We start from the raw sequence: 13,066 nt of genomic DNA on the forward strand, positions 1-13,066 counted from the left end.
GCGCCGCGCCGGTCAGCCGGTCGCGGCTGGATGGATTATCCAGAAAACCGATCCAATCGGAACGCCGCAGCGTGCGCTGCCGCACCGACGGCGGCGCCGGAATCCGCTCGCGGCGGCGCGAGCGCCGGCCGGTTCAGCGTGCGTACAGCGCCGCGTCGATCTTGCCGAGCAGCCACTGCATGCCGGCCAGATGCTGCTGATCGTGGCTGCACAGGTAATGGACGAGCCCGCGCACGGTCAGCGAGCCGTAGCCGTCGAACTCGCCGATACGCTCGAACTGTTCGGGCGTGAGGCGCGACACGAGGTCCAGCGTCTCGCGTCGCGCTTCGCGGATCGCCGCGAGCACGTCGGACGCATAGGCATCGTTGTAGCGGCGCTCGATCGCGAGCGCGTCGCCGTCGATCGACACGAGCAGCGGCCGATCTTCGTCGAGCATCCGCCGCAGCCGCACGTGATAACCGTCGATCTCGATGTCGCGCACATGACAGAGCTGCCCGAGCGGCGAGAAGTGCTCGCTCGGGATCCCGGCCCAGTCGTCGGGTGTCCAGCGCGCATAGCCGTCGGGCACGGCCGCGAAATGGGCTTCGAGCAGACGGGGGAAATCGGCGAGTGCATCGAGCGTCGTCGGATTCATGCGGGAAACTCCCTGTCGGATAAGAGCGGCGGCAACCCTGGCACGGACCTGCCGCCGCCGTTGCGTCACTTCACGCCGAAGCCGTATGCACCTTGCGTGCGGTGCCCGTCGGTCGCGACGGCCACCCATTTCACCGTATAGGCTCCGGTGCCGACCGCCGTGAGCGGCACCGTCATCCGCTTGCGGTTCGACGCATCGATGCGCGCGTTGCCGTCCGACACCGTCTTGCCGCCGCCGTCGACGACGACGATCGAGCTGAACGCCGGCTCCAGCGGCTCGGTGAAGTCGATCGTGACGGCGGCCGGTGCGGCGGCCAGCGCCGCGCCCGCCGCCGGATCGCTCTTCGCGAGATGCGCATGCGCGAACGCGGCCGACGAAACGGTCGCGGCAAGGATGACGGCGGCAGCCTTGCGGCCGAACGGGAACGAATCGAAATGCATGGACTTTCCGTGAAGAATGAACGAGCGCCGCGCGGCGTTCCGGGAGCTTACCAGCGCATGCGTGTTCATGCCGACCGCGCGCCGCTTGATAGAATGCGCGCGCTATGGATCTCGAAAGCATTCTCTACACCCAGGGCTTCGGCTCGCGCCGCCAGTGCCGCGGCCTGATCGAAGCGGGCCGCGTCGTCGTCGCGGGCGCCAGCGCGACCGACCCCGACGCGTCGTTCGACACCGACGGCCTCGTATTCTCGGTCGACGATACGGCCTGGCCGTTCCACGCACGTGCCTATCTGGCGCTCAACAAGCCGGCCGGCTACGAGTGTTCGCGCGATCCGCAACATCATGCAAGCGTGTTCAGCCTGCTGCCCGCGCCGCTCGTCGCGCGCGGCGTGCAGTGCGTCGGCCGTCTCGACCAGGACACGACGGGCCTGCTGCTGCTGTCCGACGACGGCCAGTTCGTGCACGCGTACACGTCGCCGAAGCGCAAGGTGCCGAAGACCTACGTGGCGACCGTGCGCCATCCGCTCGACGACGCGCAACTGCATGCGCTGCGCACCGGCGTGCAGCTCCACGGCGAGCCGAAGCCGATCGCAGCGGTCGCCGCCGATGCGCGCGACACGCACGCGCTAGCGCTGACCGTTCTGGAAGGCAAGTATCACCAGGTGAAACGCATGGTCGCGGCGGCAAGCAACCGCGTCGAGTTGCTGCACCGCGAAAGCATCGGCGGCTTCGCGCTGCCGGACGACCTCGAACCCGGCGCGTGGCGGTGGCTCGATGACGCCGACCTTGCAGCGTTGCGCAATCCCGTCAAAACCCTGTAAGGGAAAATCCGCACGACCGTTCGGTGTCCGGCCGAGTCTCGGCCGAACGATCCCCCGCTATACTCGAATCACAAGCTGCACGAGCAGCGATGCAGGGGAGACATCATGAACATCAACCATTCTTTCGAACTGCCGTACGTGATGATCGCGTTCGCGGTCGTCGGTGTCATCGTGATCGGCGGGCTGCTGGCCGCGATGCACCGGAAGCACAAATATCATCCGAACCTGATCGGCGCGCTGATCGGCGCGCTGCTGTGCTTCCTGCTGATCGAGGCGTTACCGGCGCTGACCTGACGCGCTGCCCGGCGCGAGCGTTTGAAGGAAATCGTCTACGGTCGGATAACGCAACGTCACGCACAATTCGGCCTTGAGCCGTGCGTTGGACAGGCGCCGCGACTCGCGCATGAACGACAGCAGCGCCGGTTCGAGCTGACGCTCGGCGTCCGCGCGGCTGACGCGCGGCGGCCGCGGCAGGCCGAGCGCCTGCGCGACCCGGTCGAAATACTCCCCCATCCGCAGTTCGCTGTCGTCCGACGCGTGCACGGCGCGCGCCGGCCTGCCGCGGTCGGCTGCGCGGCGCAGGATCGCCGCGAGATCGTCGGCGTGGATGTGGTTCGTATAGACGTCGTCGGCCGGCTCGAGCGCCGGCGTGCCGCGCTCGAGCCGCGCGACCGGCAGACGGTTCGCCGCGTAGATGCCGGGAATGCGCACGATGCGCGCGGACAGCACGCCGCGCACCGTCGCCGCGCGCAGTTGCCGCTCGGCCGACACGCGCCGGAACGCGCGCGGATTCGCGGGACGCAGCGGGTGCGTTTCGTCGATGCGCGCGCCGCCGCAATCGCCGTATACGCCCGTCGTGCTCGCGTAGACGAGCCTCGGCGCACGAAGACCGTCGGGTACAATACGCGCTGCCCGAACGGGCGCGCCGGCCTGCCGGGCAGCGGCGCGCAGCGTTCGGAGCCGGCCGACCGCAGGGGCCGGCGGTGCCGACGGTCGCCGCATGGGCACGGTCGTTGCGGCGATCAGCGCACGCGTGCGCCGGTCGTCGCGGCCGTCGGACTGCGGCGGCGCCAGATGCAGGATCGTGCCGGCCAGACCCGCGAGGCGGCCGAGCGTCGCCGGGCGATCGAGGTCGCCGACGATCGGCGTCGCGCCTGCGGCACGCAATTCGTCGCGGCGGGCCGGGTGGCTCGTCAGCGCGAAGATCCGCAGGTTGCGGCGCGTGTCGCGCCATTGCGCGACGCAGCGCATGCCGACGTCGCCGCAGCCGACGATCAGTGCGCGCGGCCGGCGCAGGATTCGTGTCGCGATCATGTTGGTTGCGAAATCAGTAGCCACCGTTGCGCGACGCGCAACGGGTTTGCATTGTAGCTGCCGTGCTCGACATGCACGGTCCCCACATTTTGTTCTAGTTTGGTTCTATGGCATTCAACGTCACTCTCAAGCAAAGCGGCCGGCAATTCCAGGTCGAGTCGGACGAAACCGTGCTGGCGGCCGCGCTGCGCCAGAACGTCCATCTGCCGTACGGCTGCAAGAACGGCGCGTGCGGCTCCTGCAAGGGCCAGATCGTGTCGGGCCAGATCGAACAGGGCCCGCATGCCGCGTCGGCCCTGTCCAATGACGAGCGCACGCGCGGCCTCGCGCTGCTGTGCTGCTCGAAGGCGCAGTGCGATCTCGAGATCGACGTGCGCGAAATCGCCGGCGTCGACGGCGTGCAGGTCAAGAAGCTGCCGTGCCGGATCGCCGCGCTCGAGCGCAAGGCCGACGATGTCATGGTCGTGAAGCTGCAGTTGCCCGCCAACGAGCGCCTGCAGTACCTCGCGGGCCAGTACGTCGAGTTCATCCTGAAGGACGGCTCGCGCCGCAGCTACTCGATGGCGAACGCGCCGCACGAGGAAGGCCCGATCGAGCTGCACATCCGCCACATGCCGGGCGGCAAGTTCACCGACCACGTGTTCGGCGCGATGAAGGAGCGCGACATCCTGCGCTTCGAGGGCCCGCTCGGCACGTTCTTCCTGCGCGAGGATTCCGACAAGCCGATCGTACTGCTTGCATCGGGCACGGGCTTCGCGCCGATCAAGGCGATCATCGAACACGTAAAGCACCGCGGCATCACGCGCCCGATGACGCTCTACTGGGGCGCACGCCGCAAGAAGGACATCTACCTCGGCGAGCTCGCCGAGCAGTGGGCCGGCGAAATCCCGAACTTCAAGTACGTGCCGGTGCTCTCCGAGCCCGACGACGGCGACCAGTGGACGGGCCGCACGGGCTTCGTCCATCGCGCGGTGATCGAGGACCTGCCCGATCTGTCGGGTCACCAGGTGTACGCGTGCGGCGCGCCGGTGATGGTGGAATCCGCGCAGCGCGACTTCACGCAGCACCACGCGCTGCCGGCCGACGAGTTCTACGCGGACTCGTTCACGAGCGCTGCCGATCTCGCGCATCCGGTCTGAGTACGGCACACCCGCGTTCCGCGCCGCGCTGTCACATCCGTGGCGTCGCGGCGGTTTACAGTGGGGCGCCGGATGCCTTATGCTTGCGCACATGAACCGCTTCCTGTCCGCTCTTCGACGTCGCCGCTCGCCGCTCCGCCCGGATGCCGCAGGCTCGTCACGGACTCGCGCGTAACCCCACACTGCTTCACCGGTTACGCACAAGCTGTTCGAACCCACCAGCCACGGCCTTCCGTGGCTTTTTTATTGCCCGTTTCCCTTTCAACGTCCGCTGGAGTCTGCTGCCATGCCCTTGAACGATTACCCGATCGACTCGCTGATGTACATCACGAACCGCCCCGACATCGTGTTTACGCACGGCAAGGGTTCGTGGCTCTACGATCACACGGGCAAGCGCTATCTGGACTTCATCCAGGGCTGGGCCGTCAACAGCCTCGGCCACTGCAACGACGGTGTCGTCGAAGCGCTGAAGACGCAGGCCGAAAAGCTGCTGAACCCGTCGCCGGCGTTCTACAACGAGCCGATGGCGAAGCTCGCGGGCCTGCTCACGCAGCACAGCGCGTTCGACAAGGTGTTCTTCACGAACAGCGGCGCCGAGGCGAACGAAGGCGCGATCAAGCTCGCGCGCAAGTGGGGCCGCAAGTTCCGCAACGGCGCGTACGAGATCATCACGTTCGACCACAGCTTCCACGGCCGCACGCTCGCGACGATGTCGGCCAGCGGCAAGCCGGGCTGGGACACGATCTACGCGCCGCAGGTGCCGGGCTTCCCGAAGGCCGAGCTGAACAACATCAACTCGGTCGAGAAGCTGATCACCGACAAGACTGTCGCCGTGATGCTCGAACCGATCCAGGGCGAAGGCGGCGTGATCCCGGCAACGCGCGAGTTCATGCGCGAACTGCGCGCGCTGACGAAGCAGCACAACCTGCTGCTGATCGTCGACGAAGTGCAGAGCGGCTGCGGCCGTGCGGGTACGCTGTTCGCGTACGAACTCGCCGACATCGAGCCGGACGTCATGACGCTCGGCAAGGGTATCGGCAGCGGCGTGCCGCTCGCGGCGCTGCTGTCGAAGGCCGACGTCGCGGTGTTCGAGGCCGGCGACCAGGGCGGCACGTACAACGGCAACCCGCTGATGACGGCGGCCGGCTATTCGGTGATCTCGCAGCTCGTCGCGCCCGGCTTCCTCGAAGGCGTGCGCGCACGCGGCGAATACCTGAAGCGCAAGCTGCTCGAGCTGTCGGAGGAGCGCGGCTTCGAAGGCGAACGCGGCGAAGGCCTGCTGCGCGCGCTGCTGCTCGGCAAGGATATCGGCCCGCAGATCGTCGAGAAGGCGCGCGACATGCAGCCCGACGGCCTGCTGCTGAACGCCGCGCGGCCGAACCTGCTGCGCTTCATGCCCGCGCTGAACGTGACGACCGACGAGATCGACCAGATGATGGCGATGCTGCGGTCGATCCTCGACACGCTCTAAGGAGACCGCCGCGATGGATGCCGCCGCCGATGCTGTCGCGATCCGCCCGTTCGAACGCGCCGACACCGATGCCGTGCTCGCGGTATGGCGCGACGCGTTCCCGCAGTACGACGAAGCCGGCGCGCCGCCGCACCGCGATCCGCTGCGATCGATCGAGCTGAAGCTCGCGACGCAGCCCGAGCTGTTCTTCGTCGCGACCAGCGGCGCGCGCGTCGTCGGCACGCTGATGGCGGGTTTCGACGGACATCGCGGCTGGCTCTACTCGTTCGGCGTCGCGAACGACGCGCGGCGGCTCGGCGTCGGCCGCGCGCTGATCGCGCACGCGGAAAGCGCGCTCGCCGCGCGCGGCTGCCTGAAGATCAACCTGCAGGTGCTGCCCGGCAACGACGACGCGTGCCGCTTTTATGCGGCGCTCGGCTATCGCGTCGAGGAGCGCATCTCGTTCGGCAAGACGCTGCCGGCCGCGTGATGCAGCCGGCCGCGACAGCGGCCGGCCTCAGCGCGTGATCGGCCCCGCGCCCGGCAGCGGATTGCCGAGCGCGTCGGTGGGCACGGCCTGCTGTTCGAACGCCGCGAAATACGCGGCCCACTGCGTATCGCTCACGCGCACGATCAGCGCGCCGTCCTGCCAGACGTCGTTGTGGTCGTTATGGTCGTCGCCTGCGCGATGCAGGTAGTTCGGGCCCGTCGAGCCCTGGTTCATGTGCGTGTCGTGAATGCCGTTGCCTTCCGCATACGTGCGGCCGAACACGACGACGTCGAGGCCCTGCGACTGCGCGGCGCTCACGAGCCGCAGCAGCGACGGGATCGGCTCCGGGTTCTCGGTGCCGTCCATCACCGCGCTCGCGCGCCACGCGCCCGTCTCGTTCAGGATGTCGCTGCGCAGGTAGTCGAGCGCGGGCAGCGCGGCCTGCCCCGTGAGGTCGGTGTAGCCCTCCGCCGCGGCCGCGAGCGTCTGCGTGACGGGATGGTGGAAATCGTAGACCAGCTTGTAGTTCAGCAAGTCGTCCGCATCGCTGGTGCCGACGTTGATCGCGACATCCCAGTCGCCGGCCGGCAGCGCCAGCGTCAGGTGGATGTGATACTGGATCTCGCTGCCGTGCGGCGAGCCCTTCAGCTTCGCCACCGATGTCACCTTCGCCTTCACGAAACCGTAGTCCAGACTCATGCGTGTTCTCCGTGTGCCGACGGGCTGTCGATGCTACGCGGCCCGTGTGTCGGTTTGCGGGCGACCGGCTGCGGGCGACCGGTCCTGTCGTTTCCCGCGCCATGTACGCAGCGCAACAGTCGAATGGAGTCGCCTTCGCACGCACAGTTCGACACGAATCGCACAACACGAAAAAAAGGCTGTCACGGCATCCCGTGACAGCCTTTCGAAAGCCCTTGCACGACGCGCGCGGCGCCTGCCGCCGCGCGTCACCGGGCCCGCTCATTCATTCACTTACTCACCCAGATACGCGGCCCGCACCTTCGGATCGTCGAGCATCTGCTTCGCATCGCCTTCCATCGTGACCATGCCCGAGTCCATCACGTAGCCGCGGTCGGCCGCCTGCAGCGCGAGGCGCGCGTTCTGCTCGACGAGCAGCACCGTGATGCCCTCCTTCGAGATCTCGCGCACCACTTCGAAGATCTTCTCGACCATGATCGGCGACAGCCCCATCGACGGCTCGTCGAGCAGCAGCAGCTTCGGCTTCGACAGGATCGCGCGCGACATCGCCAGCATCTGCTGCTCGCCGCCCGACAGCGTGCCCGCGAGCTGCGATGCACGCTCCTTCAGGCGCGGGAAGAAGCCGAACATCCGGTCGACGTCCTTCTTGATCTGCTCGGTGTCGTTGCGCAGGTACGCGCCCATCTGCATGTTCTCGACGATCGACATCCGCGCGAAGATCCCGCGGCCTTCCGGCACCATCGCGAGGCCGCGCTTGAGCAGCTCGTGCGCCGGGATGCCCTTGATCGACTTGCCGTCGTACTCGATGTCGCCCGCCGAATACGGCTTCAGACCCGTGATCGCCTTCATCGTCGTGGTCTTGCCTGCACCGTTCGCGCCGATCAGCGTCACGAGCTCGCCCTGACGGACTTCCATGTCAACGCCCTTGACGGCCTGGATGCCGCCGTAGTTGACCTGCAAGCCCTTGATTTTCAACATTGCCGCTGCCATCAGTGCACCCCTGCGCCGAGATATGCCTCAATCACCTTCGGATTCTTCTGCACGTCCTGCGGCAGACCCTCGGCGATCACCTTGCCGTAATCGAGCACCGTCATCCGGTTGCACAGCCCCATCACGAGCTTCACGTCGTGCTCGATCAGCAGAATCGTGCGACCGTCGGAGCGGATCTTGTCGAGCAGGCGCGTGAGTTCGACCTTCTCGGTCGCGTTCATCCCGGCCGCCGGCTCGTCGAGCGCGAGCAGCTTCGGGTCGGTCGCCAGCGCCCGCGCGATTTCGAGACGGCGCTGGTGGCCGTACGACAGGTTGCGCGACGTGTAGTCCGCGTACTGCAGCACGCCCACGTATTCGAGCAGCTCAATCGCGCGTTCCTTGATCTCGCGCTCTTCCTGGCGTTCGGCCGGCGTCTGGAACACCGCGCCGAGCAGGCCGTGCTTGGTCCGCACGTGGCGGCCCACCATCACGTTCTCGAGGGCCGTCATCCCGCCGAACAGGCGGATGTTCTGAAACGTGCGCGCGATACCGGCCTTCGCGACCTGGTGCACGGCCGTCGGCGTGTAGTTCTGGCCGTCCAGCTTGAAGTCGCCGGAGTCCGGCGTGTAGAGGCCCGTGATCACGTTGAAGAACGTCGTCTTGCCGGCGCCGTTCGGGCCGATCAGACCGTAGATCTCGCCTTCCTTGATCTGCAGGCCGACGTCGGACAGTGCCTGCAGGCCGCCGAAGCGTTTGTTCACGCCCTGCACGGACAGTCGGATTTGCTTGTCGCTCATGTGTGTATCCCCTTGTCCGTTCGTTACGCGCGCACCGGCTTCTTGCTGGCGCGCTTCGCCAGTTTCGCGATCTTGTCTTCATGCTTCGGCGCGGGCCACAGGCCTTCCGAGCGGTACAGCATGATGATCACCATCGCGAGGCCGTACAGCGCCTGACGGATCACTTCCGTATCGACGATGTCATGACCGAACAGCGCATGCTGCAGCGGGCTCATCGTCGAGCGCAGGAATTCCGGGAAGATCGCGAGCAGCACCGCACCCAGGATCACGCCCGGGATATGGCCCATGCCGCCGAGCACCACGCACGCCAGCACCACGATCGATTCCCAGAACGTGAACGATTCAGGCGACACGAAGCCCTGGAACGAACCGAACATCGCGCCCGACAGGCCGCCGAACGATGCGCCCATCGCAAACGCGAGCAGCTTCACGTTGCGGGTGTTGATGCCCATCGCCTTCGCCGCGATCTCGTCCTCGCGGATTGCCGCCCATGCGCGGCCGATGCGCGAATGCTGCAGGCGCGTACACGTCCAGATCACCAGCAGCGAGCACAGCACGAACAGGTAGTAGTACATGTAGACCGACGGCAGCTGAAGGCCGAACAGCGAGTGCGTCTGCGACAGGTTGAAACCGCCGACATGCACCGGATCGATGCCCGTGATCCCCTTCGGGCCGTTGGTGATGTTCACCGGACGGTCGAGGTTGTTCATGAAGATCCGGACGATTTCGCCGAAGCCGAGGGTCACGATCGCCAGGTAGTCGCCGCGCAGGCGCAGCGTCGGCGCACCGAGCAGAATCCCGAAGGTGGCCGCCAGCGCCATCGCGATCGGCACGATGATCAGGAACGGGATGTGCAACCCGCCGGGCGCGAGGGCCGCGATCCACTCGAACTGCGAGGTCAGGTGCGGCGAAGACAGCAGCGCCGCCGTGTACGCGCCCACCGCGTAGAACGCGATATAGCCAAGGTCGAGCAGGCCGGCGAAGCCGACCACCACGTTCAGGCCGAGCGCGAGCATCACGTACAGCATCGCGAAGTCGAGCACGCGGACCCAGTAGTTGCCGCCGGCCGAGCCGATGATGATCGGCGCGGCGATCACGAACACAGCGGTCAGGATGCCGATGATGACGGTCTTGGCGGTATTGCGCTCTTCGACGAGCGACGTCGAGGATTCGATCGGTTGAATGGATGTCATGTTGTTTGCTCCCTTCCGTTACGCGCGATCCGCGACCCGTTCGCCCAGCAGGCCCGACGGACGGAACACCAGCACGATGATCAGCACGATGAAGGCGAACACGTCCTGGTAGTTGCTGCCGAATACGCCGCCCGTGAGGTTGCCGATGTAGCCGGCACCGAGCTGCTCGATCAGGCCGAGCAGCACGCCGCCGACCATCGCACCGCCGAGGTTGCCGATACCGCCGAGCACCGCCGCCGTGAACGCCTTCATGCCGGGGATGAAGCCCATGTAGAAGTGCACGTTGCCGTATTCGGACGCGATCATCACGCCGGCCAGCGCGGCGAGCGCGGAGCCGATCATGAACGTCGCGGAAATCACGAAGTTCGGGTTGACGCCCATCAGGCTTGCCGTGTTCGGGCTTTCGGCGATCGCGCGCATCGCGCGGCCGAGCTTGGTCTTGTGCACGAGCAGCAGCAGGCCGCCCATCACGATGAACGCCACCGCGATGATCACGATTTCAGTCACCGAGATCACGGCGCCGGGCGTCGTGTCGGTCGCCTTGATCACGTTGATCGGATCGGTCGGCAGCAATTGCGGGAACGGCAGCGGGTTGCGCGACCAGATGATCATCGCGGCCGTCTGCAGCAGGATCGACACGCCGATCGCGGTGATCAGCGGCGCGAGGCGCGGCGCGCGGCGCAGCGGCCTGTACGCGACCCGCTCGATCGTGAAGCCGACGAATGCACAGACGACCGCGGCAATGCCCAGTGCGATCGTCAGCGTCGCGATGTTGCCGAGTCCGGGGAAATGGTTCTGCAGCACGGTGATGGCCGACAACGCGACCATCGCGCCGATCATCAGCACGTCGCCGTGCGCGAAGTTGATGATGCCGAGAATGCCGTACACCATCGTGTATCCCAACGCGATGATGGCGTACACACTGCCGAGCACCAGCCCGTTGAGAACCTGCTGGACGAAAATATCCATTTAAAGCTCCTTGGCCCGTGCTGCCGGAGGACGTTGCGCCCCGCGGGTAAGCGAGGAATCGCGCCTTCTCGGCGACACTGCGGGTACTAGTCGATACCGGTAAGGGTGTGGATCGTCCCGGCGCGCGCCGCCCGGCCTGTACGGCCGGACCTGCCGCCGGAGCGGATACAAAAACGGCACCGCACTGTTCCGGTGCCGTCATGAGTCCCGTCGCTAAATCGTCACGACGTCGAGGACGGTGTTCGAGGCCTCCTTGAAGTCGTAGGGCAGCATGCCGAGACGGCCATCGTCCGGTTGCCCGGCATCCGTGCCTTTTTCCGTCCGGTGCGAGGCAAGCCCCGCATCCGGGCGGATCGGATTCCGTGCCGCGTCGCCTGGCAAGGCATCGCGAAAGCCGCGCCCGACATGCGTCGGGACTGCGTCGGAATCCATCGTACGAACCAGACCGCACACCACGACACCACCGCTCGCGGCGACACGCTGTTTCGTCGAATCGAAATGAAAAGGGGGCGGTGACATCCGCACGCTGCGCGCATCGCCGCATGCATGCGGCGCCGTAGCCGGCATCCGTCGATCGGCACGCACTGTCGCTGCCACACCGCGACCGGCGGCTTGTTGCAATGCAACCTCCATGCCCGCTGCCCGGCCGTTCGCCAGGCCAAGCGCGTTGATTTCCTCGATCGCCAAACGTGCCCCGTTTTCCTTGTCCTTGCCCAATTGCGCGATGCGGCACGCCGATGGTGCCGCACGACCGGTTCCGGCGACGCGCACGCCGCTGGCCGGCGATGCCGCGAACACCGCAGCCTCCCTGCCCGCCCCGTCGTCGCTCTTTTTGCTGCAACCGGCACGCATTGCAACCGGTGCGGCGACGGACACGGCGTAAGCCAACTTCACATGCATTGAATGGTCTCCCGCGCCTTGCCAAAATCCGATTTCAAAGCCATTCAGGCTTGAAAACGGGCGCATTGTAACTCCATTTATAGGACGCCAATAATCCTGATTCGATGGGGTTTTCCTGCATTGCAACCAATTTTGAGAGACGGTCACGAACATGCGGAGCAACCGGGTTGCACCATGACCGCGAATAATGGTTGCGATCTCGATTTCGACTTACAAAAAAAAGCGCGCCGGGAGGCGCGCTTCGGTGTTCCGCGGGTGCGATGCGGCAATCAGGCAGCGGGCGGCAGGTTCAACCCGCGCGGCAGCGGAAACGACACGTTTTCCTCGATGCCGTCGAGCGCGCGAACGTTGCGCACGCCGAGCTCGCGCAGTCGCGCGATCACGGCCTGGGCGAGCACTTCGGGTGCCGACGCGCCGGCCGTCACGCCGATGCGGCGTTTGCCTGCGACCCATGCCGGATCGATCTGATCGGGCGCGTCGACCATGTACGCATCCACACCGCGCTTCTCGGCCACTTCGCGAAGCCGGCTCGAATTCGAGCTGTTCGGGCTGCCGACGACGATCACGACATCGCACTGCGGCGCCATGAACTTCACCGCATCCTGGCGGTTCTGCGTCGCGTAGCAGATGTCCTGCTTCTTCGGCTCGCGGATCTTCGGGTACTTCGCCTTCAGCGCGGCGATGATCTCGGCCGCGTCGTCGACGGACAGCGTCGTCTGCGTGACGAGCGCGATGCGCTCGGGATCGGCGAGCTCGAGCTTCTGCACGTCCTCGACGCTCTCGACGAGATGCATCCCGCGCTCGACCTGCCCCATCGTGCCTTCGACTTCCGGGTGGCCCTTGTGCCCGATCATCACGATATCGACGCCGTCCTGGCGCATTTTCGCCACCTCGACGTGCACCTTCGTGACCAGCGGGCAGGTTGCGTCGTAAATGCGCAGCCCGCGCACGTCGGCCTCGTCGCGCACGGCCTTCGACACGCCGTGCGCGCTGAAGATCACGGTATTGCCGGCCGGCACTTCCTCGAGTTCCTCGACGAAGATCGCGCCTTTCTTCTTCAGATCCTCGACCACGTACTTGTTGTGGACGATTTCGTGACGGACATAGATCGGCGCACCGTGCATCGCGATCGCGCGCTCGACGATCTCGATCGCGCGGTCGACGCCCGCGCAGAAGCCGCGCGGCTGGGCCAGCAGGATTTCGGCGTCGGCGGCGACGGTCTGCCCGGACAGCGTATCGGTGATGCTCATG

At 66.4% G+C, this 13,066-nt stretch carries 15 protein-coding genes; 5 read left to right on the forward strand and 10 right to left on the reverse strand.

The annotated features are described in order from the left end of the window. Positions 1-133 precede the first annotated feature (133 nt). Positions 134-634, reverse strand: a complete 501-nt coding sequence (locus ACPUER_RS14755; protein WP_034178796.1) for a DinB family protein — start codon at positions 632-634, stop codon at positions 134-136. Between the two features lie 65 nt (positions 635-699). Beyond that, the gene (gene copC, locus ACPUER_RS14760) at positions 700-1,074 is read right to left on the reverse strand and encodes a copper homeostasis periplasmic binding protein CopC (protein ID WP_425131451.1); all 375 of its coding nucleotides are present in this window, start codon (positions 1,072-1,074) and stop codon (positions 700-702) included. A 104-nt stretch (positions 1,075-1,178) separates the two neighbouring features. Here copC and ACPUER_RS14765 point away from each other — a divergent pair, with 104 nt between their 5' ends. Together ACPUER_RS14765 and ACPUER_RS14770 are read left to right on the forward strand one after the other, a co-directional pair. Continuing rightward, positions 1,179-1,895, forward strand: a complete 717-nt coding sequence (locus ACPUER_RS14765) for a pseudouridine synthase (protein WP_425131452.1) — start codon at positions 1,179-1,181, stop codon at positions 1,893-1,895. A 105-nt stretch (positions 1,896-2,000) separates the two neighbouring features. After that, complete coding sequence (locus ACPUER_RS14770; protein ID WP_072444863.1) at positions 2,001-2,189, forward strand: hypothetical protein; 189 nt, start codon at positions 2,001-2,003, stop codon at positions 2,187-2,189. Here the strand turns inward: ACPUER_RS14770 and ACPUER_RS14775 are convergent. Continuing rightward, positions 2,172-3,209 carry an NAD-dependent epimerase/dehydratase family protein gene (locus ACPUER_RS14775; RefSeq protein ID WP_425131453.1) on the reverse strand — a complete coding sequence of 346 codons (1,038 nt, stop codon included), beginning with the start codon at positions 3,207-3,209 and terminating at the stop codon, positions 2,172-2,174. The two genes, ACPUER_RS14770 and ACPUER_RS14775, sit on opposite strands and share 18 nt — an antisense overlap. A gap of 107 nt (positions 3,210-3,316) precedes the next feature. Between ACPUER_RS14775 and ACPUER_RS14780 the strand changes: the two genes are divergently transcribed. From ACPUER_RS14780 to ACPUER_RS14790, 3 genes are all read left to right on the forward strand, one after another. Beyond that, on the forward strand, positions 3,317-4,348 hold the full coding sequence (locus ACPUER_RS14780) for a CDP-6-deoxy-delta-3,4-glucoseen reductase (protein WP_072444867.1): 1,032 nt from the start codon (positions 3,317-3,319) through the stop codon (positions 4,346-4,348). A gap of 286 nt (positions 4,349-4,634) precedes the next feature. Further along, positions 4,635-5,819 (forward strand): acetylornithine transaminase, encoded by a 1,185-nt coding sequence (locus ACPUER_RS14785; RefSeq protein WP_425131454.1) that lies wholly within the window; start codon positions 4,635-4,637, stop codon positions 5,817-5,819. A 13-nt stretch (positions 5,820-5,832) separates the two neighbouring features. Further along, complete coding sequence (locus tag ACPUER_RS14790; RefSeq protein ID WP_111016302.1) at positions 5,833-6,288, forward strand: GNAT family acetyltransferase; 456 nt, start codon at positions 5,833-5,835, stop codon at positions 6,286-6,288. 27 nt (positions 6,289-6,315) lie between these two features. On the opposite strand, the gene ACPUER_RS14795 is transcribed toward ACPUER_RS14790, so the two are convergent. From ACPUER_RS14795 to ispH, 7 genes are all read right to left on the reverse strand, one after another. Then, complete coding sequence (locus tag ACPUER_RS14795; RefSeq protein WP_204424212.1) at positions 6,316-6,987, reverse strand: DUF2278 family protein; 672 nt, start codon at positions 6,985-6,987, stop codon at positions 6,316-6,318. A 273-nt stretch (positions 6,988-7,260) separates the two neighbouring features. Continuing rightward, positions 7,261-7,977, reverse strand: coding sequence for an ABC transporter ATP-binding protein (locus ACPUER_RS14800; protein ID WP_034178805.1), 717 nt, complete (start codon positions 7,975-7,977; stop codon positions 7,261-7,263). After that, the gene (locus ACPUER_RS14805; protein ID WP_034178806.1) at positions 7,977-8,753 is read right to left on the reverse strand and encodes an ABC transporter ATP-binding protein; all 777 of its coding nucleotides are present in this window, start codon (positions 8,751-8,753) and stop codon (positions 7,977-7,979) included. The genes ACPUER_RS14800 and ACPUER_RS14805 overlap by 1 nt, the downstream gene beginning before the upstream one ends. 23 nt (positions 8,754-8,776) lie before the next feature. Further along, entirely contained in the window at positions 8,777-9,946 is a 1,170-nt protein-coding gene (locus tag ACPUER_RS14810; RefSeq protein ID WP_175961873.1) for an ABC transporter permease subunit, read from the reverse strand. A gap of 18 nt (positions 9,947-9,964) precedes the next feature. Further along, positions 9,965-10,915 carry a branched-chain amino acid ABC transporter permease gene (locus ACPUER_RS14815; RefSeq protein WP_047898817.1) on the reverse strand — a complete coding sequence of 317 codons (951 nt, stop codon included), beginning with the start codon at positions 10,913-10,915 and terminating at the stop codon, positions 9,965-9,967. Positions 10,916-11,128: 213 nt separating this feature from the next. Beyond that, entirely contained in the window at positions 11,129-11,881 is a 753-nt protein-coding gene (locus ACPUER_RS14820) for an amino acid-binding protein (protein ID WP_175961874.1), read from the reverse strand. Positions 11,882-12,084: 203 nt separating this feature from the next. Further along, entirely contained in the window at positions 12,085-13,065 is a 981-nt protein-coding gene (gene ispH, locus ACPUER_RS14825) for a 4-hydroxy-3-methylbut-2-enyl diphosphate reductase (protein ID WP_310142064.1), read from the reverse strand. Position 13,066 lies beyond the last annotated feature (1 nt).

The organism is Burkholderia sp. DN3021 (assembly GCF_049805555.1).
Classification (GTDB): Bacteria; Pseudomonadota; Gammaproteobacteria; order Burkholderiales; family Burkholderiaceae; genus Burkholderia; species Burkholderia pyrrocinia_C.